This is a genomic window from Actinomycetospora sp. TBRC 11914, assembly GCF_012933465.1.
Taxonomy (GTDB): Bacteria; Actinomycetota; Actinomycetes; order Mycobacteriales; family Pseudonocardiaceae; genus Actinomycetospora.
Map to the genome: position 1 here is coordinate 208,773 of NZ_JABBND010000005.1, position 25,971 is coordinate 234,743.

At 76.8% G+C, this 25,971-nt stretch carries 10 protein-coding genes; 4 read left to right on the plus strand and 6 right to left on the minus strand.

Annotation, left to right across the window (positions count from 1 at the left end; all coding sequences use genetic code 11):
- Nucleotides 1-89: 89 nt before the first annotated feature.
- From HH311_RS11670 to HH311_RS11680, 3 genes are read right to left on the minus strand one after another with little or no spacing between them, the layout of a single operon-like run.
- Nucleotides 90-1,391: an oligosaccharide flippase family protein gene (locus HH311_RS11670; RefSeq protein ID WP_169183828.1), complete on the minus strand. Its 1,302-nt coding sequence runs from the start codon at nucleotides 1,389-1,391 to the stop codon at nucleotides 90-92.
- Nucleotides 1,388-2,371, minus strand: a complete 984-nt coding sequence (gmd, locus tag HH311_RS11675; RefSeq protein ID WP_169183829.1) for a GDP-mannose 4,6-dehydratase — start codon at nucleotides 2,369-2,371, stop codon at nucleotides 1,388-1,390. Before gmd ends, HH311_RS11670 begins: the two co-directional genes overlap by 4 nt.
- Nucleotides 2,368-3,315: a GDP-L-fucose synthase gene (locus HH311_RS11680; RefSeq protein ID WP_169183830.1), complete on the minus strand. Its 948-nt coding sequence runs from the start codon at nucleotides 3,313-3,315 to the stop codon at nucleotides 2,368-2,370. Before HH311_RS11680 ends, gmd begins: the two co-directional genes overlap by 4 nt.
- A 318-nt stretch (nucleotides 3,316-3,633) precedes the next feature.
- Between HH311_RS11680 and HH311_RS11685 the strand changes: the two genes are divergently transcribed.
- From HH311_RS11685 to HH311_RS11700, 4 genes are all read left to right on the plus strand, one after another.
- The gene (locus HH311_RS11685) at nucleotides 3,634-4,239 is read left to right on the plus strand and encodes a hypothetical protein (RefSeq protein ID WP_169183831.1); all 606 of its coding nucleotides are present in this window, start codon (nucleotides 3,634-3,636) and stop codon (nucleotides 4,237-4,239) included.
- Between the two features lie 188 nt (nucleotides 4,240-4,427).
- Entirely contained in the window at nucleotides 4,428-5,234 is an 807-nt protein-coding gene (locus HH311_RS11690) for a hypothetical protein (protein ID WP_169183832.1), read from the plus strand.
- A gap of 56 nt (nucleotides 5,235-5,290) precedes the next feature.
- The gene (locus tag HH311_RS11695) at nucleotides 5,291-5,803 is read left to right on the plus strand and encodes a mycothiol transferase (RefSeq protein ID WP_169183833.1); all 513 of its coding nucleotides are present in this window, start codon (nucleotides 5,291-5,293) and stop codon (nucleotides 5,801-5,803) included.
- 291 nt (nucleotides 5,804-6,094) lie between these two features.
- On the plus strand, nucleotides 6,095-6,718 hold the full coding sequence (locus HH311_RS11700) for an acetate uptake transporter (RefSeq protein WP_169183834.1): 624 nt from the start codon (nucleotides 6,095-6,097) through the stop codon (nucleotides 6,716-6,718).
- Between the two features lie 51 nt (nucleotides 6,719-6,769).
- Here HH311_RS11700 and HH311_RS11705 read toward each other — a convergent pair whose 3' ends face one another.
- The 3 genes from HH311_RS11705 to HH311_RS11715 are packed head-to-tail and all read right to left on the minus strand — an operon-like array spanning nucleotide 6,770 to nucleotide 25,838.
- A complete protein-coding gene (locus HH311_RS11705) occupies nucleotides 6,770-7,756 on the minus strand; it encodes an ABC transporter substrate-binding protein (protein WP_169183835.1) in 987 nt (328 codons plus the stop codon).
- On the minus strand, nucleotides 7,753-20,823 hold the full coding sequence (locus tag HH311_RS11710) for a non-ribosomal peptide synthetase (RefSeq protein WP_169183836.1): 13,071 nt from the start codon (nucleotides 20,821-20,823) through the stop codon (nucleotides 7,753-7,755). The genes HH311_RS11705 and HH311_RS11710 overlap by 4 nt, the downstream gene beginning before the upstream one ends.
- Nucleotides 20,820-25,838: a non-ribosomal peptide synthetase gene (locus HH311_RS11715; RefSeq protein ID WP_312030085.1), complete on the minus strand. Its 5,019-nt coding sequence runs from the start codon at nucleotides 25,836-25,838 to the stop codon at nucleotides 20,820-20,822. Before HH311_RS11715 ends, HH311_RS11710 begins: the two co-directional genes overlap by 4 nt.
- Between the last annotated feature and the right edge of the window lie 133 nt (nucleotides 25,839-25,971).

Consider the following 25,971-nt stretch of genomic DNA (forward strand, 5'->3'; position numbering starts at 1 on the left):
TGCCTAGGGAGGGCAGACGAGGTCCCGCCGGCCAGCCCTCCACCACCGAGGGAGCACCCGCGGCCCGACCCGCTCGGTGAGCCCACGGGTCAGCTGATCTCCGGCCCCTCCGGTACGACGGGCGCGACGCCGGCCACCCCGTTCCGCCGCGCGCGACGCGCCGCGAGCCCCAGCAGCACGAAGATGACCACCTGGCTGACCACGTAGCCGACGGCCGCCCACACCGCGCCGCCCCACCAGGAGAGCACCAGGGTCGCCAGCAGGCCGATCGTCAGGCCGATCGCGATCCCGGCCGCCACGGCCCGCTGGTGGCCCCGGTTCTGGGCGATCACCGCGAACGGCTGGTTGAGGGTGACCACCGCCGCGCCGAGGGCGAGGACCGCGAACACCGTGCCCGAGCTCGCGTACTCGGGACCGAGCAGCAACGGGATGAGCGGCGGTCCGGCCACCGCCGCCACCAGGGGCGCGAGGCAGAGCCCGGCGCCGACCCGCAGGACCCGGCGCTCCTCGCCGCGCAGGGCAGCGTCGTCGGCGCCGGCCCGGGCGAGCCAGGGGGCAGCGACCATGCCGAGAGAGTTGGCGAGGAAGGTCAGCGGCCCCAGCAGCCGGCCGCCCGCGGCGTAGAGACCGGCCTGGTAGGCGCCGGCGCCCGCGGTCACCAGGGGGGTGTCCAGCTGCTGGGCCGACGCCGCGAGGTTCGCCAGCCCGAAGCCGAGCGACTCGCGGTGGTGGCCGATCAGCTCTCGTCCCGGCCGTCGGCGCTCCCCGGCCGGGCCGAGGAAGACGCGGTCGAGCAGGGCCTCGAGCAGGAAGGACGCGGGCAGGGCGGCCGCGAGCGCGAGCGTCCCCACCCCGAGGAGCGCGAGGACGACGGCGACGACGAGGCCGCCCACCCGGCCGACGAGCTGGCCGGTCGACGCGCGGGCGAAGCGCTCCCGGGCCCGGAGCAGCCCGTTGGCGTTCTGCGCCTCCCAGACGCCGATCCCGACGACCGCGAGCAGGATCGCGCTCACGACGTCGGGCGCGAGGACCAGGCTCGTCGCCAGGCCGACGACGAGCAGCAGCGCGAGCGCCCACGGCCGCTTGGCGGCGACGACGGCCCGGGCCCGGGCGTCGTCGAGCCGTCCGGCCGCCGTCTCGCGGACCAGGTAGTTGACGAGCCCGAGGTCGACGACGGTGGCCGCGACCTGCCCGATCGCCGCGCAGGTCGCGACCAGGCCGAGCGTGGCCGGCGAGATCGCGCGGGCGCCCACGACGTAGGTGACGCCGAGGACGACCTGCCCGACGACGAGCGCCCCGGCCACCCCACCGATCCGGCCGAGGAAGAGCGACAGGGTGCCGCCGGGCCGCCGGCCGGACGTCGGCGGCGAGTCCGGCTCGGCCTCGGTCACCGCGCGGAGCCGGCGTCCTGGAGCTCGGCGTCGACCATGACGTGGGCGAGGTGCTCGGGCATCGTCGTGGCCTTCCAGCCCAGCTCGCGCTGGGCCTTGGAAGCGTCCCCGATCAGCGCGTCGACCTCGGTCGGGCGCAGGTAGGTCTCGTCGAACCGCACGTGGTCCTCCCACTCCAGGCCCACGTGGGAGAAGCAGTACTCGACGAACTCCCGCACCGTGGTCGCCGTCCCGGTGGCGAGCACGTAGTCATCGGCGTGCTCGGCCTGCAGCATCCGCCACATGCCCTCCACGTACTCCGGGGCATACCCCCAGTCCCGGACCGCGTCGAGATTGCCGAGGTAGACGAACTCCTCCTTGCCCTGCGCGATCCGCGCCGCCGCCCGCGCGATCTTGCGGGTCACGAACGTCTCCCCACGCCGCGGCGACTCGTGGTTGAACAGGATCCCGTTCACCGCGAACATCCCGTGCGCCTCACGGTAGTTCCGCGCCATCCAGTACCCGTACACCTTCGCCGCCCCGTACGGACTGCGCGGATAGAACGGCGTCACCTCGCTCTGCGGCGGCGGCGTCGCCCCGAACATCTCCGACGAGCTCGCCTGGTAGTACCGCGTCGAGATCCCCACCATCCGGATCGCCTCGAGCAGCCGCGCCGTCCCGACCCCGGTGGTGTTCCCGGTGTACTCCGGCTCGTCGAAACTCACGCGCACGTGCGACTGCGCCGCCAGGTGGTACACCTCGTCCGGGCGCACCTTCTCGATCAACGTCACCAGACGGCTCGAGTCGGTCAGGTCCCCGTAGTGCAGCACCAGACGCTGCTCCGGATCGTGCGGATCCTGGTAGAGATGCTCGATCCGCCCGGTGTTGAACGTCGAGGCACGCCGGATGATCCCGTGCACCTCGTAGCCCTTCCCCAGCAACAACTCCGTCAGGTACGACCCGTCCTGCCCGGTGATCCCGGTGATGAGCGCGCGCTTCACTTCTCCTCCGCGATGTTGTCCAGGTACCAGCGGTAGGTGGCGGCCAGCCCCTCGGCCAGCCCGATCCGCGGCTTCCAGCCCGTGGCGGCGATCCGCGAGACGTCGAGGACCTTGCGCGGGGTTCCGTCCGGCCGCGACGTGTCGTAGACGATCTCCCCGGAGAACCCGACGGTCTCGGCGACCAGCGAGGCCAGCTCCGCGATCGTCACGTCCTCACCGGTGCCCACGTTGATCGGCGACGGGTCGTCGTAGACGTCCAGCAGGTGCACACACGCCGCCGCGAGGTCGTCCACGTGCAGGAACTCCCGCCGCGGCGTCCCAGTGCCCCACACGGTGACGGTGGCCGCCGACGTCGATTTCGCCTCGTGGAACTTCCGGATCAACGCCGGCAGCACGTGCGAGGACTCCAGGTCGAAGTTGTCCCCCGGCCCGTACAGGTTCGTCGGCATCGCCGAGACCCACGCCAGCCCGTACTCCCGGCGGTAGGACTGCACCCCCATGATCCCGGCGATCTTCGCGATCGCGTAGGCGTCGTTGGTGGCCTCCAGCGGCCCCGTCAACAACGAGTCCTCCCGGATCGGCTGCTCGGCGAACTTCGGGTAGATGCACGACGACCCCAGGAACAGGAACCGCTCGGTCCCCGCCGCCGCGGCCGCGTCCAGCAGGTTCGCCTGGATCCGCAGGTTGTCGTGCAGGAACTCCACCGGCCGCGCCGCGTTCGCCGCGATCCCCCCGACCCGCGCCGCCGCGTCCACCACCGCGGTCGGAGCCACCCGGGCGACGAACTCCCGCGCCGCCGACGCGTCCCGCAGATCCACCTGCGCCGACCGGGCCCCCACCACATCCGAGAACCCCGCCGCCCCCAGCGCCCGCACCACCGCGGACCCCACCAGCCCCCCCGAGCCCGCCACCAGGACGCGCGCGGACCGATCCAGCTCGACCATGGTGGAGACGGTAGCGGAGCGTGGCCGGATCTCCGATGGTTGCGCCGTCCGGTGATGGTCACAGCGTCCCGGAGTCACGGGGAGCCCCGTTCGGAGCAGGAGCGCCGCGGCGGGTGGCGGCCCGGCCCGAGGCCCGTTCGGAGCCGTGCCCGGACGGAGCAGACCGCGGTCCGACCGCTCGCCGTCCCGCTCGCCGACGCGTTCTGTGACGTCCCGTGTGATCTGCGTGATCTCCGCGAGGCCGGGGTAGCCGCTGCGCCAGGAGCAGCGAGGGGTGCGGGTCCGTGACGCGTGGACCCGTGGCAGGAGGGATGGCCCATGTCGGCCGGAGAGTTCGCCCGGGACGAGTCCGCCCCCGACGGTCAGCACGACCGGTTCGACGCCCTCCGACCGCAGGTGCCCCTCGAGCGCGTGCCGCGCGAGCGGTTCACGCTCCCCGGGACGCGGGGGCTGCGGCTGCGCTCCCGGGTGCTCATCGCGACGTGCAGCCCGACGACGCGGCCCTGGGCCGCGGTCGGCCTCTGCCTAGCGGGCCTGGTGGGCCTCTTCCTCCCCCTGCTGCGCGGGGTGACGGGGCACGGCTGGACGGCGATCGAGCTGGCCAAGGGCCCGAGCCTGGTCGCGCTCGGCGTCTTCGTGCTGCTGACGCTCGTCCCGGTGGTCGACCTGGTCCTCGGACGCGAGCGCCTGACCCCGTGGCTGGCGTTCCCCGCCGCGCTGGGCGTGCAGGTCTCGACGGCGCTCGCGGTCGTCGCCTCGGCCCGCGGGGCGGGAGGGCTGCACCCGGTCCTGTCGTCGGGTGTGACGGGCGTCGGCGCCGGGCTCGTGCTGCTGGTCGTCGCGGAGCTGGGGCTGGCGGTCGTCGGCGGGGTCGGGTTCGCGCGGCAGGCGGGGCGTCGTCGGTCGGGAGTCGCCGGCTGGTGAGCACCGAGCGTCACCGTGACGACACCTTTTGCTCACGCAGCGAAGCCACCTACCCGGGGAAAACTGTTCACCCACGACGGTGGTGATCCTCGTCAAGGGGTGCGGGCGTGCCGTTACCGATCTGTGATGGCATCGTCGGCCGGGGTCCCCGAGGACCCCGACCCTCGCTCCCCGAGGAAAGGTCGTTGATGACGGCACTGCAGCCCTACACCCCGGTCGACCCCCTGCCGCCGATCGAGCCGGTCGCGTCCCGGCTGCGCGACGACCGGTTCGTCGCCCTCGCCGACGGCCTGCAGCGGCGCGGTGGGCTGCGCGGCCGCGCCGGACGATTCACGGCGCGCGCCCGGGTGGCCGCGGCGCGGACCGCCCTCGCCCCGCGCGTCGCGGCTCCGCTCGCCGACCTGCCGCACGTCGCGGTGACGGTCCCGGACACCCGCAGCGGACGCCGGCTCGCGGCCAAGTACTCGGGCCGCGACCGCGGCGTGCCCCGCGACCTCGCCGTCTCCGTCCTCCCGCTCCCCGAGGAGCCCGAGGCCTACCTCCGCGGGAAGTCCAAGCAGGCGCTGCGCACCAACAGCCGCCGTGCCCGCGAGCAGGGCGTCACGTGCCGCACCATCGACCCCGTCGAGACCGCCCGCCGTCTCGAGCAGGTCGTCCCCGGTCCCTGGTACCAGGCGGTCGTGCCCGGCGCGGTGGCCGACCTGACCGCCGGGCTGTGCACCGGGTGGGTGGCCGAGGACGCCGAGGGCACCACCGAGGTCCTGGCCCTCACCAGCGCGGCCGGACCGCTCGCGCGCCTCGACCTCATGCTCTCCGCCCCGGGCCGGGAGGGCGACGCGCGCTACCTGCTCTCCGCCCACGTCGTCACCGAGCTCGCCGCGACGGACGCGCGCCTGCTCGCCGTCGAGGGTGCGCTGCTGCTCTCCCCCGGGCTGCGCCACTTCCAGCACCTGCTGGGCTTCGGACAGGCGGAGCTCGAGGTGCGGGTGGCCTGAACGCGTCGCGTGGGGTACTCCGGACGGGACATCCACCCGCGAGGAGGAGCTGACGCGTGAACAGCATCGACGTCCTGGTCGAGACCTTCGGCCGGGTCCGCGAGCACGTCCACGGCACCGTCGAGGGGCTCGACGAGAAGGCGCTGAACCTGCAGGTCGACGCCGAGGCCAACCCCATCGGCTGGCTCGTGTGGCATCTGACGCGGGTGCAGGACGACCACGTCGCGGAGCTCGCCGGGACCGAGCAGGCGTACACGGCCGACGGCTGGGCCGACCGCTTCGGCTTCGACCTGCCCCCGTCCTCCATCGGCTACGGGCACACCCCCGCCCAGGTCGCCGCCGTCCACGTCACCGACCCGGCGTTGCTCACCGGGTACTACGACGCGGTGCACGACCGCACGCTCGCCTACCTGCGCACCCTCGCCGACGCCGACCTCGACGAGGTGATCGACGACCGCTGGGATCCGCCGGTGACCCGCGGTGTGCGGCTCGTCAGCGTCGCCGACGACGACATCCAGCACGCCGGTCAGGCGGCCTACGTCGCGGGGATCGCCCGACGCGGGTCGTGATCGGGTCCCGGGACCGCCCCGCCCGGCGAATGTGACCTGCGACACATCTACTGGCCAGGGCCGAACGGCCCAGCGGATCCCCGTCCCGATGAGCAGGCAATCCGTCCGACCGGAGAGGTGCAGGTCGGACAACGGTGCCCGAACCACGTTGCCCGGTTCCTCCGGTTCCTGGCGCTCCGTCCGCGGCACGAATCTTGCACTTGCTGATGATCTCCGGATATGAGGTGCGCGTAACCCGTCGCCCGACCGGGCATGTGACGGGCCACACCCACACCCGAGGGAAGGACGTCGATGTCCACGACCGTCAACGAGCCCGGAGCCGTCACCACCGGTGACGTCGCCGCCGATCCCACGAGGGGGTTCGCCGACCCCGGTCCGCTGGGCCTCGCGGCCTTCGCGCTGACCACCTTCCTGCTGAGCCTGTTCAACGCGGGCATCGCCCCGGAGAACCTGGAGAAGACGGTCCTCCCGCTCGCGTTGTTCTACGGCGGGCTCGCCCAGCTCATCGCCGGCCTGTTCGAGTTCCGCAAGGCCAACACCTTCGGCGCGACGGCGTTCGTCTCCTACGGGGCGTTCTGGCTGTCGTTCGCGGCGTTCGTGCAGTTCGTCGAGCCGGCGATCCCCGAGTCGAGCGCCAAGACCGCGACCGGGCTCTTCCTGCTCGGCTGGGCGATCTTCACGCTCTACATGTTCGTCGCGTCGCTGCGCACCAACGGTGCCCTCATCGCGGTGTTCGCGTTCCTGTTCCTGACGTTCCTGTTCCTGGTGCTCGGGACGCTGGCCGGCGTCTCGTCGCTCGCGACGATCGGCGGGATCCTCGGCATCGTCACGGCGATCGCCGCCTGGTACGCGTCGTTCGCGGTGGTGACGAACTCGACCTACGGTCGCACCGTGCTGCCGGTCGGCCCCCGGTAGGTGCGCTTCGCGCTCGTGAGCACTAACTGTCGGTATAGCGACAGTTAGTGCTCACGAGCGGAGCACCTGCTCGAGCGTCGTGAGCACGGCGTCGCCCTGGCGGTAGTGCGTCGTGTAGTAGTTCGGCAGCGGGAACGCCCGGCCGGCGCGGACCGCCGGTAGCGCGGCGAAGGCCGGCTGGGCGAGCAGCGTCCTCGTGCTCGCCTCGACCTGACCCTGCGCGTCGGCGAGGTAGAGCAGGACGTCGCAGTCGGCGAGCTGCGAGGCCTGCTCGTAGGACAGCCGCGCTCCTGCACCCCGCTTCCCGGCCGTCGCCTGGCCGAAGCGGGCCCCGGCGTCGGCGAGGACGACCCCGCTCCACGAGGTCGGGTAGTCCGCGAAGAACGCCCCGCCGGAGCTGCCGCGGACCAGGCCCCAGGTCGTGCGCCCGAGTGTCGCCGCGAACCGTTCCCTGATCGCCGCCGCGTGCTGGGCGTACTGCGCCGCCACCTGCCGGCCCTGCGGGAGCCGGTCGACGGCGTCGGCCGTCGCGAGGGCCCGCTGCTTCCACGTCCCCGGCTCGCTGCCGGCGTCGAAGAGCGCGTACGGCGCGATCTGCCCCAGGTCCGCCTCGAGCCCCGGCTGCATCGTCGGGACCTTGGTGCCGAGGACGAGGTCCGGGTTCGCCGCGGCGAGAGCCTCGACGTTGATCGAGGTCGGCTGGCCGAGCTTGGGGATCGCGTCGTAGGCCTGCTGGTAGGGCGCGTACACCCCGCCGACGGTCGCCTGCGCGGTCGCGACCGGCGTGACGCCGACGTCGAGCAGCGCGTAGGTCGTGTAGAAGTCGATGCACGCCACCCGCTGCGGGTTCGCCGGGATCGTCACGGGCCCGTTCGCGGCCTGGATCTGCCGCGTGGGGCCCTGGATCCCGCTGCCGCCGCCCGTGTCGCCCCCGCCGCACGCGGCCAGCGCGCCGACGGCGGCGATCCCCCCGAGTCCGGCGAGGAACCCGCGGCGCGAGACGCCGGGCGGCACGGGCAGGGAGCGGGGGGACGTCACGGAATCTCCTCGGGATCAAGTGCTCGGGTCAGCGTCTGATGGACGTGCTCGGCGACGCGCTCCACCGCACCGGGCCGCAGCAGACCGAGGTGCGTCGCGTCGACCGTGACGAACCGGGCGTCGGCCGGCAGGACGGGCGCCCAGAGCTCACGCGCGCGCTCCGGGGCACCGTCAGGAACGACGCGTTCCTGACGCCGGCCGGGCTCCCCCGCGGCGACGACGACGGTGACCGCCAGGCGGGCGTCGGTCGGGAGCGGCCGCGGGGTGTGCGCGGCCAGGTGCGCGCGCGCGTGCTCGACGTGGCGGACGGCGCCCGCGAGGACCGGCGGCGGGTAGAGCGCGGCGAGGTCGGGACGGGCGGCGACCGCCGCGGCGAGCCCGTCTGGGTCCTCGACCGGCCCGACCCCGAGCACGCCGCCGAGGAAGGCCGCCGCCGGCCCCTGTCCGTCGGACACGGTCTGCGCGGGCCCGGGTCCGGTCGCCGGACCGAGGCCGGCGCGATCCGTGCCGGAACGACCGGGTCGTGGCGACTCGGTCGCCCCACGGCGGTTCTCGTCGCCGGTCGCCTCGCCGGCCCCGGACGGACCTGCCCCGGGCCACGCGTCGAGCAGCACCAGCGACGCGACCCGCCCCCGCGACGACGCCGCGACCGCCTGCGCGAGCACCCCGCCGTAGGACCACCCGACGAGGTCCACCACCCCGCCCAGCTCGTCGATCCGCGCGAGCACGTCGGCCACCGCCGCGCCCAGGTCCGGCGCGGCCACCGACGCGTCCGCCAGCTCGGGGGCCTGCAGCGCCCACACCGCGCGGTCGGCCGGCAGCGCCCCCGCCAGCGGGCCGAACGGCAGCGCGACCCCACCCGCGCCGGGCAGCAGCAGCACCGGGCGGCCGCCGGCCCGCCGCAGCGGGACCAGGCGCGGCGCCGCGCCGCCCTCGCCGTCGTCGGGACCCGGGCGCCCCCGCACCAGCTCGGCCACCTCCGCGGCCGACGGCCGCCGCAGCAGCTCCCCCACCGACACGGTGACGCCGAGCCGTTCGCGCAGCCGCGTCCGCAGCGCGGCGAGCAGCAGCGAGTGCCCGCCGAGATCGGCGAACCCGGCGTGGACGTCGGGGGGCGCGTCGAGGTCCAGGACGTCGGCGTAGACCTGCGCGACCGCGCGCTCCGCGTCGTCGCGGGGCGGGGTCCCGGCCGGGCTCGACGACGGGGGCTCCGGCAGGGCAGCGCGGTCGGTCTTGCCGGAGGGCAGCGTCGGGATCCCGTCGACGACGACGAGGTCCGCGGGCACCATCGGGGCCGGCAGCACCGACGTGAGGTGCCGGCGCACGACGTCGAGGCTCGTCCCGCGGCGCGCCCCGGCGAGCACCAGCCACGCCACCAGCCGCCGGGTCCCGCCGGGTGCGGGGCGGGTGTCCGCGACCGCCCGCGCGACGCCGGGCGCGCCGGCCACGGCGGCGGCCACCTCGCCGAGCTCGATCCGGTGTCCCCGGATCTTGACCTGGTCGTCGGCGCGGCCGAGGTGGTCCAGCCGCCCGTCGGGCAGGCGGCGCACCACGTCGCCGGTGCGGTACAGGCGGGCGCCGGGCTCGTCGGCGAAGGGGTCGGCGACGAAGCGTTCGGCGGTCAGGTCCGGACGTCCCAGGTAACCGCGGGCGAGCCCCGCCCCGCCGAGGTAGAGCTCGCCCACCCCGCCGGGCGGGACCGGCCGCAGCGCGGGGTCGAGGACCAGCGCGCGGGTGTTCGGGTCCGGCACCCCGATCGGCACCCGGCCGCTCGCCCCCGACGTCGGGTCGGTCTCGCCCAGCGTCGAGTTCACGGCCACCTCGGTGGGCCCGTAGGCGTTGAACACCCGCAGCCGGCCCGCCCACCGCTCGGTCACCGCCGGCGGCACGGCCTCCGTCCCGACCAGCAGCACCGCGCCCTCGGGCAGCGCCGCGTCGGCCGGCAGGGCCGCGACCAGCGCGGGCGGGAGGATCATGACGTCGCCGCGGCCCACGTCGTGCTCGGCGAGGAAGTCGGTGAGCGCGTGGTCGGGCAGCCGTACCCGCGAGGGCGCGACGACGAGGGTGGCGCCGACCCCGAGCGCCATCGTCAGCTCCCAGAACGCCACGTCGAACCCGGGTGAGGCGAACTGCAGCACCCGCGCCCCGGGCCGCAGGCCGAGCCGCCCGGTCGCCGTCGCGATCAGCGAGGGCACGACGCGGTGGGGCACGACGACGCCCTTGGGCCGCCCCGTCGAGCCCGAGGTGTGGATGACGTAGGCGGCGTGGTCCGGGGAGAGCTCGACGGTCGGGGCCACCGCATCGGGCAGGTCCTCGACGCAGAGCAGTTCGACGTCCTCGAGCGGCAGGTCCGCGGCGACGGCGCGGGTGGTGACGACGAGCCGCACCCCCGCGTCGGCGGCGGTGAACCGGAGCCGGTCGGCCGGGTAGTCGGGGTCCAGGGGCAGGTAGGCCGTCCCGGCGCGCAGCACCCCGGCGAGGCCGGCGACGAGGTCGGGCGTGCGCGGCAGCGCGACCCCGACGACGTCCTCCGGCCCGCTCCCCCGCGCCGCCAGCGCCGCCGCGATCGCCGCGGTCCGGGCGTCGAGCTCGCGGTAGGTCCACCTCACGGTGCCGTCCGGGGTCTCCCCGACGACGGCGGGCGCGTCCGGCCGCGTCGCGACCTGCGCGGCGAACCACGTGGGCCACGGGTCGGTGCCCGCGTCCACGGCGGTGTCGTTCCAGTCGTGCACCACCAGCCGCCGCTCGGCCTCCCCCAGCGGGTCGATCCGGCCGACCGGCAGGGACTCGCCGTCGGCCATCGTCGTGAGCACCCGCGCGAGCCGGGCGGCCCACGCGGCGCCCTCGGCGTCGTCGAGGTGGTGGGCGACGTGCACGTCGAGCCCGTCGGTCCCGGCCGCCACCACGCAGAGCGGGTAGTGGGTGCCGTCCTCGGCGGCGACGCGGCCGACCCCGATCCCGGCCGGCCCGGCGAGCGCCGCCCCGTCGACGGGATAGTTCTCGACGACCAGGAGGGTGTCGGCGAGCTGGGTGTGCCCGGCGGCGCGGGTGATGCGGGCGAGGCCGACGTGCGTGCGGTCGGCCAGCGCCGCCTGCTCGTCGCGGACCTGCTCGAGGAGGGTCCCGACGCGGGTCGACGGGGCCGGCCGCACCCGCACCGGGACGGTGTCGATGAACAGCCCCACGGTGCCGGTGTCCTCGCCGCCGCGCCCGGACACCGTCTGGAGCAGGACGACGTCGCCAGTCCCGGTCGCCCAGCCGAGGACGATCCCCCACGCGACCTGGAGCAGCGTCGCGGGCGTGACCCGACGACGGCGGGCGAGGGCGCGCAGACCGTGCCGGGTCCGGTCGTCGAGGGTGACGGGGGTGCGGGCCGGTACGGGGTCGTCGACGACGTCCTGCGGCGCCACCAGCGTGGGCCCGGCCAGTCCGGCGAGGTGCTCCCGCCAGGCGTCGAGATCCTCGGCGGGGTCGCGGGCGGCCAGCCGGGCGAGGTGGTCGCGGTGCGCCGGGGCGGGGCGGGCGGGGGCGCGGCGGGCCCAGGTGTCGAGCAGGTCGCGCACGAGGATCGGCATCGACCAGCCGTCCACGGCGACGTGGTGGACAGTGAGCACGAGGTGGTGGCGGTCGGCACCGCGGACGAGGGTGGCGCGCAGCAGGGGGCCGCGGGCGAGGTCGAAGGTGCGCCGGTCGTCGGCCCGCACCTGCGCGAGGGGAACCCTCGTGTCCGTAGAGCGACCGGATGTTCCCCTCGCGTCGGTCGGGTGGTCGAGCTCGACGACGCGGAACGCCCCGTGGGGCGGGTCGGCGAGCACGACGGCGAGGGGGCGGCCGTCGGCGCCGGCGGGCAGGACCGTGCGCAGGGCGTCGTGCCGGGCGACGGTCGCGGTCACCGCCTCGCCCAGCGCGCCGACGGATTCGTCGTCGAGGTCGCCGGACAGCGGCAGCGTGAGCTGGATCGTGTAGGGGTCCGAGCCCTCGCCGCCGCGGAGCATCAGCCCCTCGGCGAGCGGGGCGGGCGGGAGGACGTCGACGACCCGGGCCGGGGCGACGACGCCGAGCACCCGCTCCAGGTCCTGCTCGTCGAGGGGGGCGGTGACGGCGGCCGGGGTCGGGTTGGCGAGCACGCCCAGGTCGTGGCCGGGGAGTGCGGCGAGCGCTGGGAGGGCGTCGGCAAGGGCGTCGAGGAGCGCGTCGACGTCGTCGTCGTGCAGGGTCGGCCCCGGCCACGCGGCGCGCACGACGAGGTCGTCGCCCTCGAGGACCGTGTCGAGGGTGAGGTGGGCCGGGGTCGGGCGGTCGGGGTCGCCGCCGCCGTGCAGGCCCGGGGCCTCGGGGGCGGGGTCGCCGGGGCGCGTCGCACCGGGGACGACGGCGGGCGCGCGCCCCAGGTGGTTGAGGACCACCTCGGGCGGCGGCAGCGCGCCCAGCACGCGCGCGCCCTCGTCGTCGAGGTGGCGCAGCACCCCGAACGCCGAGTCCGGACCGGGCAGCCCGTGGCGGGCCGTGACGACGCGGCGCAGCACGCGGGCCAGGAGCACGAACGGCCGGTTCGTGACCATCGAGGGTGCCGAACCGGCCGTTCGTCCCGGCAGGTCGGGCGGGTATGGCGGGTCCGGCAGCTCGAGCCCGCGCAGGTCCACCCGGACCGGGACGACCGTGGTGAACCAGCCGACCGCGTCGGACCCGGCCCCGCCGTCCCCGCGCCCGTGCCCCTCGACCTCGACGACCAGCGGCCCACCCCGCCCGACCCGGCCGGCCGCGAGGGCCAGCGCGGCGAGCACGACGTCCTCGCCGGTCCCGCCGACGAGCGCGCCCGCCGCGGTGAGCCCGGCCGCGCCGGCGATCCGGCGTTCGCGGCGGTGCAGGGCGGCGGCGACGTCGCGGGTGGGGTCGAGCGGGCCGCGCAGCGGCAGGGCGGGCGCGTCGCGGCGCAGGACGGCGGCCCAGCCGGGGAGCTGGTCGCGGAGTGCGGCGGCCCCCTCGGCGAGCCGGCGGGCGTGCGCGAGGTAGCCGGGGGCGGGTGCCGGGTCGGGGTCGGTCAGGTCCCGGGCGAGGCGCTGCCAGGACACGGCGTCGACGGCGACGTGGTGCGCGACGAGCACGAGCCGCCCCGCCCCGCCGTCGCCACCGCCGTCCCCGACGACGTGGACCGCCTCGAGCACGTGCCCGCGCTCCGGGTCGAGCCGGTCCGCGGCCCGGGCGGCCTCGTCGTCCAGCACCGCGGCGAGGTCGCGGTCTCCGGCGTCGACCCGGCGCAGCGCGACCTCGCCGGGTTCGGTCCGCACCATCCTGTGCGCTGTGAGGTCGACGCGCACCGACAGCGCGGGGTGCCGGGCGAGGAGGCCCGTGAGGGTGCGGCGCAGCTGCTCGGTGTCGCCCTCGACCACGAACGCCCGCCACTGGTGGAACCGCCGCCACGGACCGGCCGCGACGAGGGCCTGCGCGACGGGGAGCAGCGGGGCGTCGTCGGGGTCGGTCGCGGTGGCCGGCTGCTCCGTCGGCGTCCCGGCGACGGCGGCCAGCGCGGCGACCGTGCGCTGCTGGAGCACCTGCCGCGGGGTGACGACGACGCCGGCCGCCCGTGCCCGGGCGACCACCGCGATCGCGAGGATGCTGTCGCCGCCGAGGGCGAGGAAGTCGGCGTCGACGGGCACGGCGTCGACGCCGAGCACCTCGCCGACGGCGCCGGCCAGCGACGCCTCCACCGCGCCCGCTGGACCCCGGCCGGCGTCGTCGGGACCCGTGGTCGGATCCGGCAGCGCGCCGCGGTCGACCTTGCCGCTCGGCGAGAGCGGCACCGCGTCCACGACGGCGAGGGCGCGGGGGACCATGTGCTCGGGGAGGCGGTCGGCGACGCCGGCGAGGAGGGCGTCGCGGTCGATGTCCGCGCCGGGCGCGGGGACGACGTGGGCGACGAGGCGGACGGCGCCGGCGGGGGTCGTGCGCACCGAGGCGACGGCCTGCCCGACGCCGGGCTGCGCGGCCAGCGCCGCCTCGACCTCGCCGAGCTCGACGCGGAAGCCCCGGATCTTGACCTGGTCGTCGACGCGGCCGAGGTGGTCGAGCTCGCCGGCGCGGGGGTCACCGGGCGGGCGGCGGCGGGCGCGGTCGCCGGTGCGGTACATGCGGGTGCCGGGCGGGCCGTCGGGGTCGGCGACGAAGCGGGCGGCGGTCAGGGCGGGCCGGCCGAGGTAGCCGCGGGCGAGCTGGACGCCGGTCAGGTAGAGCTCGCCGGTGACGCCGGGCGCGACGGGGCGCAGGCGGTGGTCGAGGACGCGGACGCCGGTGTTGGCGACCGGCGCGCCGATCGGGACGGTCGGTTCGCCGCCGGGAATCTCGGTGGCGGTGACATCGACGGCGGCCTCGGTCGGGCCGTAGAGGTTGTGGAGCGCGGCGTGGGGCACCACGGTGCGCGCACGGGTGGCGAGCGCGGGCGGGAGGCCCTCGCCGGAGCAGACGATGCGGCGCAGGGTCCCGACGGCGGCGTCGGTGCGCTCGACGTGGTCGAGGAACGGCCGCAGCATCGACGGGACGAAGTGCATCGTCGTGACGCCGTGGGCGGTGATCACCGCGGCGAGGTGCTCGGGGTCGCCGTGGCGGCCGGGCTCGGCGAGGACGAGGCGCGCGCCGTCGACCAGCGGCCAGAAGAACTCCCACACCGAGACGTCGAAGCTGGACGGCGTCTTCTGGAGCACGGCGTCGGCGGGGCCGAGCCCGAACCGGTCCTGCATCCAGACGAGGCGGTTGACGATCGCCTCGTGGGTGACGACGACGCCCTTCGGCCGGCCGGTGGAGCCCGAGGTGTAGAGGACGTAGGCGGCGTCGGCGGGGTCGGGTGGTGATGGCAGCGGTGTCGCATCGCAGACGTTGAGTGTCTGCGATGCGACACCGCTGCCATCGAGCACGAGCTTCGCGCCCGAGTCGGCGAGCATGAACGCGACCCGGTCGGCCGGGTAGTCGGGGTCGAGCGGCAGGTAGGCGGCGCCGGCGCGGAGCACTCCGACGAGGGCCACGATCAGCTCGGCCGACCGCGGCAGCGCCACCCCGACGACGTCCCCGCGCCCGATCCCCCGGGCCGCCAGCCCCGCCGCGAGCGCCGCCGACCGGCCGTCGAGCTCGCCGCGGGTCAGCGTCTCCCCCGTCGGCGTCACCACCGCGACCGCGTCCGGTGCCGCCGCGAGCCCCGCCTCGAGCATCGCGGTGAGCGTCGTCGGCGCGATCGACCGCACCGGGCCGGGCGCGAGCGCGGCGGCGCGGGCGGCGTCGTCGAGGAGGTCGAGCGCCCCGACCGTCTCGTCCGGGGTGCGGGCCAGCGCGGTGAGCGCGACCAGCAGCCGGTCGAGCAGGCCGGGGCCGTCGGCGACGTCGGGCCGGTGCGTCAGCGCGAGGTGCAGCCGGCCGTCGCCCGGGGTCGCGACGAGGCTCGCCGGATAGTGCGGCGCGTCGTGGTGGCGGACCGCGGTCACGTGCAGCCCGGGCGGGGCGGCGTCGTCGACGGCGGACGGGTCGAGGGGGTAGTTCTCGACGACGAGCAGGGTGTCGAACAGCTCGCCCGACCCGGCCGGCGCCGCCCGCTGGATCGCCGGCAGCCCGATCTCGGCGTGCTCGGCCAGCGCCGCCTGCTCCCCCTGCACGCGCCCGGCCAGGTCCGCCACGGCCTCGTCGTCGTCGAGCCGGACCCGCACCGGCACCGTGGTGATGTAGAGCCCGACCGCGGTGTCGACCCCGTCGACCTCCGGTGGCCGCCCGGACACGGTCTGGCCGAGCACGACGTCGTCGCGCCCCGTGCTGCGCGCGAGCACCAGCGCCCAGGCGACCTGCAGCAGCGTCGCGAGCGTGACCCCGCGGGACCGGGCGAGCGCCTGGAGGTCGGACGCGAGCTCCGGGTCGACGTCCCGCTCGAGCGCCTCGACCGGACCCTGCGCCTCGGCCGGACCCTCCGACCCGGCCGGGGCGAGCAGCGTCGGGCCGTCCAGCCCGGCCAGCGCCTCGGCCCAGGCCGCCCGGGCGGCCGCACCCTCGGGGCCGGCCGCGCGGGCGGCGAGGCGGGCGAGGTGGGCGCGGTGCGGGTGGGTGGGGCCGAGACCGGCGGCGGCGACGAGGTCGGTCGCGTCCGGGTGCGCGAGCGCCGCGGTCCAGAGCGCGAACCACTCGCGGACGAGGACCGGCGTCGACCAGCCGTCGAGGATCGCGTGGTGGGCGCTCAGGACGAGGCCCTGCGGCGTCGTCCGGTAGCTCCACAGCGCACTGCGCGGCTCGGCCCCGATCGCGGTCACCCACCGGCCCGAGGAGACCTGCGGGAAGGTCTCGCGCAGCGCGTCGTGCCGGGCGACCAGGGCGGTCGCGGCGCGCTCGAGGGCGGCGCGGTGCTCGTCGGTCAGCGGGGCGGAGAGCTCGATCTCGAGGGCGACGGCGTACACGTCGTCGTCACCGGTGAGCGCCGCCGTCGCCAGCAGCCCCTCGGCCAGCGGCGCCGGGGCGAGGACGTCCTCGGCGCCCTGCGCGGTGAGGGCGTCGACGTCGTCCTGGGTGAGCGCCACCGTCGGGAAGTCCGACGGCGTCGCTCCCCCGATCCCGCTGCGGGCGGCGACGAGCTCCCGGCACGCGGCAGTGAAGGCGTCGGCGAGGGCCTCGACGGCGGCCGCGTCGAGCCGGGTCGTGTCGAACGACCACCGCGCCACCAGGTGCGGCCCGTCGTCGCGGTCCTCGGTGCGGGCGTTGACCTCGAGCGGGTGCGCGAGCGGCATCCCCGGGTCGGCGCCGCCGCTCATCGCCGGGGCCTCGGGGGCGGGAGCGAACGGACCGGCCGCGTGCGTGCCCGTCCGGCCCAGGTAGTTGACGAGCAGCTCGGGGGTCTCGGCGTCGACCCCGCCCCGGAGCCCGTACCCCGCACCGTCGCCCGGTGTCGCGCGCAGCTGTTCCTTGACGGCCTTGAGGAGCCGGTCCGGCGTCGGATCCTCCGGCAGCGCGAGCCGGACCGGGTGCACGACGGTGAACCACCCGACGGTGCGCGAGAGGTCCGGACCGTCGGCGGGCACCTCGCGGCCGTACCGCTCCCGGTCGACGACGAGGCCCTCCCCGCCGGCGTGCCGTGTCACCGCGAGGAGGACGGCGGCGACGAGCACGTCGTCGACGCCGCCGCGGACGCTCGCGGGCAGCTCGCCGAGGAGCGGCCCGGTGACCTCCGGCGGCAGGGTCACGTGGTGGTGGGACTGGGTCCCGACGGTGCCGGGGGCACCCGCCGTCGTCGTGAGGCGGGCGTCGCCGGACCGGGGGGCGGTGGTGCGCCAGTGGTCCTGCTCGGGTTCCCGGGCGGCGGCCGCGGCGGGGAGGTCGGCCGTCCAGGTGCGGAAGGAGGTCGGGACGGGATCGAGGGCGGGTGGGTGGCCGGCGGCGAGCGCCGCGTGCGCCGCGCGCAGGTCGTCGGTGAGGACGCGCCAGGAGACGGCGTCGACGACGAGGTGGTGTGCGGCGAGGACGAGCCGGTCCCCGACGAGGGTCGCGGCGAGCATGCGCCCGCCCTCGGGGTCGAGCCGGGCGACGGCGTCCTCGACGGCGGCGTCGAGCGCATGATCATCGGGATGGGGTGGCTGCGGACCTGCGTCGCGCGGGGCGATGGCGTCCCGGTCGAGCGTCCGGAGCACGTCGGCGGCGGTGACGGCGCCGGCGGCCGGGACCTCGAGCATCGGTTCCTCGCCGCGCACGAGGCGGGCGCGCAGCAGGTCGTGGCGGGCGAGGACCGCGTCGAGCGCCTCGACGACCCGCGCCCCGGCCGGGACGGTCAGCACCACCCGCTGGTGGTACCGCGCGATCGGCCCACCCACCGCGGCGCACCGCGCGAGCCAGGCCCGGGCGACCGGCAGCAGCGCGACGGTCCCGGTGCCGTCGTCGACCGGCGCGGGGGCGTCGTCGCCGATCCGCACCGCCACCGCGGCGAGCTCCCGGGCGGTGCGGCGCTCGACGACCTGCCGCGGCGTCACGGTCCATCCGGCCCGCCGTGCGCGGGTGACCAGCGCGAGCGCGACGATGGAGTCGCCGCCGAGGGCGAAGAAGTCGTCGTCGACCCCCACGGTGTCGAGCTCGAGCACGTCGGCGACCACCCCGACGAGGTCGTGCTCGGCCGGCGTCGTCGGCTCCCCGCCCGCCCCCGCCGTCGTCGTGCTCCTCTGGATCTCCTTGAAGGCGGGCGCGGGGAGCGTCGCGCGGTCGATCTTGTTGTTGGCGGTGACCGGGAAGGCGTCGAGCACGACGACGGCCGCCGGGATCATGTGCTCGGGGAGCCGCTCGGCGGCGCGGCGGCGGAGCGCGGCGGGGTCGGGGTCGCGGCCGGTGACGTACCCGACCAGCTGCGGCCGGCCCCCGTCGCGCCGGACGACGACGAGGGCCTGGGTCACCGCCGGGTCCTCCGCGAGGACCGCCGACACCTCGCCGGGCTCGATCCGGAACCCGCGCAGCGACACCTGCTCGTCGGCGCGGCCGAGGTAGTCGAGCTCGCCGGGCCAGGGGTCGGGCTCGCCGCTGGGCAGCGTGCGGGGGCGGCGGCGGACGAGGTCGCCGGTGCGGTACATCCGGGCGCCGGGCTCGTCGAACGCAGCGCCGAAGGGGTCGGCGAGGAAGCGCTCGGCGGTGAGGTCGGGCCGGTCGAGGTAGCCGCGTGCCAGGCCGGCGCCGGCGAGGTAGAGCTCCCCGACGACGCCGTCGGGCACCGGGCGCAGCCGCCGGTCCAGCACGTAGGCGCGGCCACCGACGTCGACCCGGCCGATCGGTGCGGCGCCGGTCTTCCGGACCGACTCGGGGTCCAGGCGCCCGAGCGTGGCGTTGACGGTGACCTCGGTGGGGCCGTACGCGTCGAAGAGCCGCCGGGTGTGGCCCCACCGCGCGACGAGCTCCGGGGGCACGGCCTCGGTCCCGACGAGGATCGTCATGCCCTCGGGCAGCGGGGCGTCGGCGGGGAGCGCGCCGGACACGCTGGGCGGGAGCGCGGCGTGGGTGACGCCCTCGTCGCGCAGGTAGGCGGCGAGCGCGTGGTCGGGGCTGCGCAGCGCGGTGGGGACGAGCACGCAGGTCCCACCGACGCAGAGCGCCATCGACATCTCGAAGAACGCGAGGTCGAAGCTGACGCTCGCGAACATCGCGACCCGGGAGTCCGGGGTGACCGCGAGGCGGGGCGGGTCGGTGGCGGTGGCGACGAGGTCGGCGACCCCGGCGTGGGGCACGACGACGCCCTTCGGCCGGCCGGTGGAGCCCGAGGTGAAGATCAGGTAGGCGGCGTCGTCGGGGTGGGGCTCGGGGAGGGGGTCGCCGTCCCGTGCAAGCGGAGCGTCGTTGCTTGCATCCAGTGACAGGAAAGCCACGTCGTCGAATCCCGGATCCGAGCCGTCCGTGATCACCACGACCGGCTCGGCCTCGCGGACCATGAGCGCCAGCCGGTCGGCCGGGTAGTCGAGGTCGAGCGCGAGGTACGCCGACCCGGAGCGCAGCACCGCGGTGAGCGCGACGACGAGGTCGACCGTCCGCGGCAGCGCCACCCCGACGACCGCGCCCGGCCCGGCTCCGCGCGCCACCAGCGCCCGGGCGAGCCGCCCCGACCCCTCCTCGAGCTCGGCCCACGTCACCGTCCGCTCGCCGTCGCGCACCGCGGGCTTCGCGGGGTCGAGCGCCGCGGCGCGGGCGAAGAGCGCGGGCCACGTCGTCGGGACGCTGCGGTGGGGTTCGTCCGGCGCCGGGGTGTTGGGTGCGACGACGAGGCGGTGCCGTTCGTCCTCGTCCGTCACCTCGATGTCGACGAGCCGCCGCGCCGGGTCGGCGCCGACGGCCGTGAGCACCCGCAGCACCCGGTCGGCCAGCACCTCGGCGTCGGCGGTGGACAGCGCGTCGGGCCGGTACACCACCCGCAGCCGGGCCGGCGCGTCGCCGTGCGCGGGGAGCGCGACGACGCTGACTGGGTAGTGCGTCGCGTCCCGGATGCCCACCTCCCGCACTCCCAGCCCGGGGGCGAGCGCGGCGAGGGCCGACGGGTCGAGCCCGACGTTCTCGACCACGAGCAGCGTGTCGAACGGCTCCCCCTCGATCCCGGCCAGCCGCGAGACGGTCGCCAGGTCGGCCTGCTCGTCGGCGAGCCGGGACCGGCCGCGGGCCCCGAGCGCGTCGATCAGGTCCGCGACGGTGCGCCCGCCGTCGGGACCCGGCGACGCGTCGACGCGCACCGGCAGCGTCGCCACGAACGGCCCGATCATCTCCTCGACGCCGTCGAGCGCCGCGGGGCGACCCGAGACGGTCGTGCCGAACACGACGTCGTCGCGCCCGGTCAGCCGCGCGAGCGTGAGCCCCCACGCGGCCTGGAGGAGCGTCGCCAGCGTCCACCGGGAGGTGTCGAGCGCGGGGAGCGCGCGGGTGACCGCCGACGGCAGGTCGGGCGGAGTGTCGGGCAGTGCCGGCACCAGCCGCGTCGGTTCGTCGAGCCCGGCGAGGTCGGCGGCGACGCGGCGGGCGGCGGCGTCGCGGTCCAGCGTCGCGAGGTGCTCGAGGTGGCGGCGGAACGGGACGGGTGCCGCCGACGACGCGGCGCCGGTGTCCGCCGTCGTCAGCAGCTCGCGCAGCAGCGGGCCCAGCGACCAGCCGTCGACGACGAGGTGGTGCAGCGTGATCGCGAGCCGCCAACCGGTGCCGCGCCTGATCAGCAGCGCGCGGACCAGCGGCGGGGTGGCGAGGTCGAAGGGCCGGCGGCGCTCGTCGAGGCAGCGCTCCTCGACCTCGTCGTCGGTCTCGGCCGACGTCTCCTGCCACGGCACCCGCGCGCGGGTGGGGACGACGGCGACCGGCTCGCCCCGCGTGCGGTCCCGCACCGCGGCGCGGAGCACGTCGTGGCGGGCGAGCACGGCGTCGAGCGCGGCGTGGAGGCGCTCGGGGCGCGGGCCATCGCCGTCGACGACGAGCTGGATGGTGTACGGGTCGACGGCTCGCTCGTCGGTCGAGCCGTCCCGTCGGGCGAGGTAGAGCAGGCCGCGCTGCAGCCCGGTGAGCGGCAGGACGTCGGAGACGCCGCGCCGGGAGGCTCCGGTCACCGCGGGCTCGGCAGGGCGTCGTCGGGCTCGTCGTCGAGGTCCTCGAAGCCGAGGTCGTCGAGCTCGTCGTCGTCGAGGTCCACGAGCGGGGCGGGCGTGTCGTCAGCGGCGGCGGGTGTCCCGGTGGGCCGGGCGACGGCGGCCAGCGCGGTCGGGGTGCGCAGGTCCAATACGTCCGCGACCTCGACGGTCCAGCCCGCCGCGCGCGCCCGCGCCACGACCCGGATCGACGCGATGCTGTCGCCGCCGAGGGAGAAGAAGTCGGCGTCGGGGTCGGCGGAGGGCACGCCGAGGACGTCGGCGAACACTGCGGCGAGCGCGCGGGCGGCCTCCTCCGCGGCGCGAGGGGAGGATTCGGTCGCTCTATCCGCCCCAAGGGTCCCCTCGCGCAAGAGGGTCGCCGCCTCGGCCGGGCCGCGAGGGGAGGATTCGGTCGCTCTAGTCGCCCGAAGGGTCCCCTCGCGCGGAACGGTGGGCACCGGACCGTCCGCGTCCGCGGCCATCTCCCGCAGCGCCGCCACCAGCGCGTCGACCACCCCGCGCGCCGTCGCCTCGTCGTACAGCGCGCTCGCGTACTCCAGCCGGCCGCGGACCCCGTCCGCGCCGCGGGTCTCGGTGAGCTCCACGGTGAGGTCGAGCTTCGCCGTCCCGGTGCCGCGCAGCTCGGTGCGCGCCGGCCGGCCACCGAGCGGCGGGACGTCCGCCCGGACCTCCCGGTGGGTGAGCATCACCTGGAACAACGGGTGCCGTCCCGGCCGGCGCGGCGGCGCCACCGCGGCCACCACCTCGTCGAACGGCACGCCGGCGTCGGCGACGGCGCTTAGGTCGGCGTCGCGCACCCGCCCCAGCAGCTCCCGCACGGTCGCCACGCCGTCGAGACGCACCCGCAGCGCGACCAGCCCGACGAAGAGCCCCACCAACGGCTCGGCGGCCGCCTCGTCCCGCCGCGCCACCGGCGTCCCGACGACGACGTCGCTCCCGCCCAGCACCGCGACGAGCGCCGCGTGCACGACCATGAACGTCGTCGTCCCGGTCTCCCGCGCGAGCGCCCGGACGCCGCGGTGCAGCGCCGCGTCGATCTCGACCGGGACCTCCCCACCGGCGGGCGACGGCCGGGCGGGACGCGGTCGGTCGGGCGGCACCGTGACCTCGACGGGCGCGTCGGCGAGGCGCGCCCGCCACCGCGCCAGCCCGTCCGCCGGGTCGCCGCGGCGGGACGCGGCCGCCCGCGTCGTGCGGGCGTAGGTCGTCGGCAGCGGGGCGAACGACGGCGCGTGCCCGGCGAGGCGGGCGGCGTGGGCGGTGGCGAGATCGTCGTAGAGCGTCGCGAGCGACCACTCGTCCCCCGCGAGGTGGTGCACGACGACGACGAGCGCGGCCCGCCCCGGCGCCCGCACCAGCGTGGCGCGCACCGGGATCGTCGTCGCGACGTCGATCGGGGTGCGGGCGGCGGCGTCGACGGCGGCGTCGAGGGCCGCGTCGTCCTCGGCCTCGACCCGGTCCAGGCACACCTCGGGTGCGTCGAGCACGTCCTGCCACACGGTCCCGGGGTCGTCCGGGTCCTCCCGCGGGATCGTGCGCAGCGGTTCGTGGCGCGCGACGACGTCGCCGATCGCCGCCACGAGCGCGTCGGCCTCGTCGTCGGCGAGCGCCCCGTCGAGGTGGACGACGAGCGGGATGTTCCACGTCGCGGTCGGGCCCTGCAGCCGGTGGAGGAACCACAGGCTGCGCTGGGCCGGGGACAGCGGAGCGCGGCCCGGATCATCGACACGGCCCTCGTCGTCGGGAACCACCGCGGCGCTGCCGGGGGTGAGGCGCGCGGCGAGGTCGGCGAGGGTCGGGGCGTCGAACACGTCACGCACCGAGAGCTCCGCGGCGAGCCGCTCCCCGACCCGCGCGGCCAGCCGCGCCGCGAGCAGCGAGTGCCCGCCGAGGGCGAAGAAGTCGTCGTCGGGCCCGGCCTCGGCGCCCAGCAGCGTCGTCGCGACCTCGCACACCGCCGTCTCGGCCGGCCCCTCGGCGGCCCGGCCGGCCGCCGTCGTCGTGCCCGGCGCGGGCAGGCGGGCGCGGTCGACCTTGCCGTTGGCGGTCTCGGGGAAGGCGTCGAGCACGACGACGGCCGAGGGCAGCAGGTGGGCGGGCAGGGTGTCCGCGAGCCGGGCGCGCACGGTCGCCGTCGTGAGGTCCCCGGTCCCCACGACGTAGGCGACGAGCCGTCCGCCGGTGTCGTCCTTCACCAGGGTCACGACGCTGCGGGTCACCCCGTCCAGCCCGTCGAGGGTGGCCTCGATCTCGCCGGGCTCGACGCGGTGGCCGCGCACCTTGATCTGCTGGTCGGCCCGGCCGACGTAGTGGAGGGTGCCGTCGGGGTCGCGGCGGGCGAGGTCACCGGTGCGGTACATGCGGGTGCCGGCCGGGCCGTGGGGGTCGGCGACGAACCGCTCGGCGGTGAGCGCGGGCCGGCCGAGGTAGCCGCGGGCCAGTCCGGCGCCGGCGAGGTGGAGCTCCCCGACGACGCCGTCGGGCACCGGCTGCAGCGCCGCGTCGAGGACGTGGGCGCCGGCGCCGGTGATGGGGCGGCCGATCGCGGGGCTGTGCGAGGTGGTCGCCCAGACGGTCGCCTCGGTGGGGCCGTAGAGGTTAGTGACGGCGGCGCCGGCGGCGGTGAGCTCCGCGTGCAGCGACGCGGGCAGGGCCTCGCCCCCGACGAGGACGGTGACGCCGTCGAGCACGTCGGGGCGGTCGTCCGGCCCCAGCACGTCCAGCAGCGCCCGGTAGAGCGTCGGGGTGGCCTGGACGGTGAGGGGCTCGTGCCGCCGTGCGGTGCGCAGGAGGGCGGCGAGGGCCGTCGGGTCCTGGACCGTGCGCCGGGGCGCGACGACGAGGCGGGCGCCGGCGAGGAGCGGGGTGAGCAGTTCCAGGGCGGCGATGTCGAACCCGACCGTGGTGACCGCGACGAGCGTGGCGCCCGGCGCGAGGCCGGTGCGGGGCAGCATGTCGAGCAGGAAGGTGCGCAGCGCGTCGCGGGGGACGACGACGCCCTTGGGCCGGCCGGTCGAGCCCGAGGTGTGGATGACGTGGGCGGGGTGCCCGTCCTCGGAGTTCGACGACGGGGCTTTTCTGCCACTGGATGCAAGCAACGACGCTCCGCTGGCATCGAGGGTGGGCACATCCGGCGCCGCCGCCGCGAACGTCGCCGCCGTCTCGTCCGTGACCACCCCGACGACGGGGTCCGCGTCCTGGAGGATCTGCGCCAGCCGGGCGGCGGGGGCGTCGAGGTCGAGCGGCACCCACCCGCACCCGGCGTGCACCGCGGCGAGCACCCCGACGACGAGGTCCACCGTCCGCGGCAGCGCCAGCGCCACCAGCGACTCCGGGCCGGCCCCCGCCTCGACGAGCGACAGCGCCACGGCCCGGGCCCGGGCGTCGAGCTCGGCGTGCATCAGCTCGGACCCACCCGGCTCGGCCACCGCGACCCGCTCGCCGTGCTCGCCCGCCGCCGCGGTGAACAGCTCCGCGAGCGACCGCTCCGACCACGCCGCCGGCACCGAGGGCCCGGCCCCCGCCGCCAGCACCGCGTCCCGCTCGGCCGCGCCGAGCAGCGGCAGCGACCCGACCCGGCGCTCGGGCGCGCTGTCCGCCAGCTCCTCGAGCAGCCCCGCGAGCCGGCGCGCGTGCCCGGCGAGCTCGTCGGCCGTGTAGGTGGCCGGGTTGGCGTCGACGTCGAGGGCGAGCGAGCCGTCGGGGGCGCGCTGGACGTTGACGGCGAGGTCGTGCACCGGCCCGCCCGAGACCGGGCGGGCGGTCCCGGAGACGGTCGCGCCGGCCGTGCCGCCCACCCGGAGCTCGTCGGCGAACGGCTTCACGTTCACCCACGGCCCCACCAGCGCCGACCCGCCGGGCGACCCCTCCGCCCGCACCCGCAGGTCCCGTCGGAGATCCTCCACGGCGTAGCGGGCGTGCCCGCGGACCGCGGCGATCTCGGCGGCGACACCGGCCACGAGCGCGGCGACCGGCGCCCCGGGGTCGACGGTCACGCGCACCGGCACGATCGTCACGAGCATCCCGGGGGTGCGGGACGCGACGGCGCGGTGCGGGCCGGACAGCCGGTTCATCATCGGCACGCCGAGCACGACACCGCCGGAGCCGGAGCCGGCGCCGGAGCTGCCCGACCCGCCGTCGGGACCCCCGGAGCCGTGCCGCGCCAGCAGCACCGCGACCGCCGCGAGGACCGCGTCGGGCCACGAGGCGTCGTCCGCGAGCCGGTCCAGGCCGTCGACCACCGCGGAGGGCAGCGTCGTGCCCTCCCGCCGGAAGGTCCGCGACGTGAGCGCGGTGCCACGGCCGAGCGTCGCGGGCTCGGGGGCCGCCGGGAAGCGGCCGGCGAAGAAGTCCCGGTCGGTCTCCCGGGTCGCGGTCGCCGCCTCGCGCTCGCCGGTCACGAGGTCGGCCAGCGACCCGAACCGCCGCGGCGGCACCTCCGCACCCGCCGCCAGCGCGCTCGACACCGCGGCCACCCGTCGGGCGATCAGCGAGAACCCGTACGCGTCGGTGACGAGGTGGTGGTAGCGGTGGAACCAGACGTGGTGGTCGTCGGCGAGGCGCAGCAGGGCCTGACCGAACAGCGGTTCGCCCGAGGACGGGTCCACCGGCCGCTCCAGCGCGGCGCGCATCCACCCGACGGCGGCCGCGTCCGGGTCGGGCTCGCCCGCGAGGTCGACGCGCTCGACCCGCCACCCCGGGCGCTCCGCCGGCGCGAGCGGCTGCTGGCGCGGCTCCCCGTCGACCTCCACGACCCGCACGTGCAGGGCGTCGGCCTCGTCGACCGCGACCCGGACGGCCCGCACGAAGGCCTCGACGTCGAGCGGCCCGCGCAGGTCGACGCGCTCGCCGGTGGTGTAGATCGGGTTCCCCGGATCGAGCCGCTGCGCGAACCAGATGCCCGCCTGCGCGGTCGTCACCGGGAGCGTGCCCCTGGTGTCCGCCGTGCCCACCCTGGCACGCACCTCCCTCACGAGCGGTCATCTCGTCCGGACCGCGAGTAAAGCAACCCTAAGCGGAACCGGACAAGGATCGCGGCGGAGCGACGTGCGCCACGTTCCGTCGGGCGCGCCTCGGCGGCCGCTCACCGCGGAGCGTGAGGAGCCG

What these genes read in the sequence shown, in the direction of transcription:
- HH311_RS11680 (WP_169183830.1), bottom strand. Translation starts at nt 3,315, where the DNA reads ATGGTCGAGCTGGATCGGTCCGCGCGCGTCCTGGTGGCGGGCTCGGGG.
- HH311_RS11685 (WP_169183831.1), top strand. Translation starts at nt 3,634, where the DNA reads ATGTCGGCCGGAGAGTTCGCCCGGGACGAGTCCGCCCCCGACGGTCAG.
- HH311_RS11690 (WP_169183832.1), top strand. Translation starts at nt 4,428, where the DNA reads ATGACGGCACTGCAGCCCTACACCCCGGTCGACCCCCTGCCGCCGATC.
- HH311_RS11700 (WP_169183834.1), top strand. Translation starts at nt 6,095, where the DNA reads ATGTCCACGACCGTCAACGAGCCCGGAGCCGTCACCACCGGTGACGTC.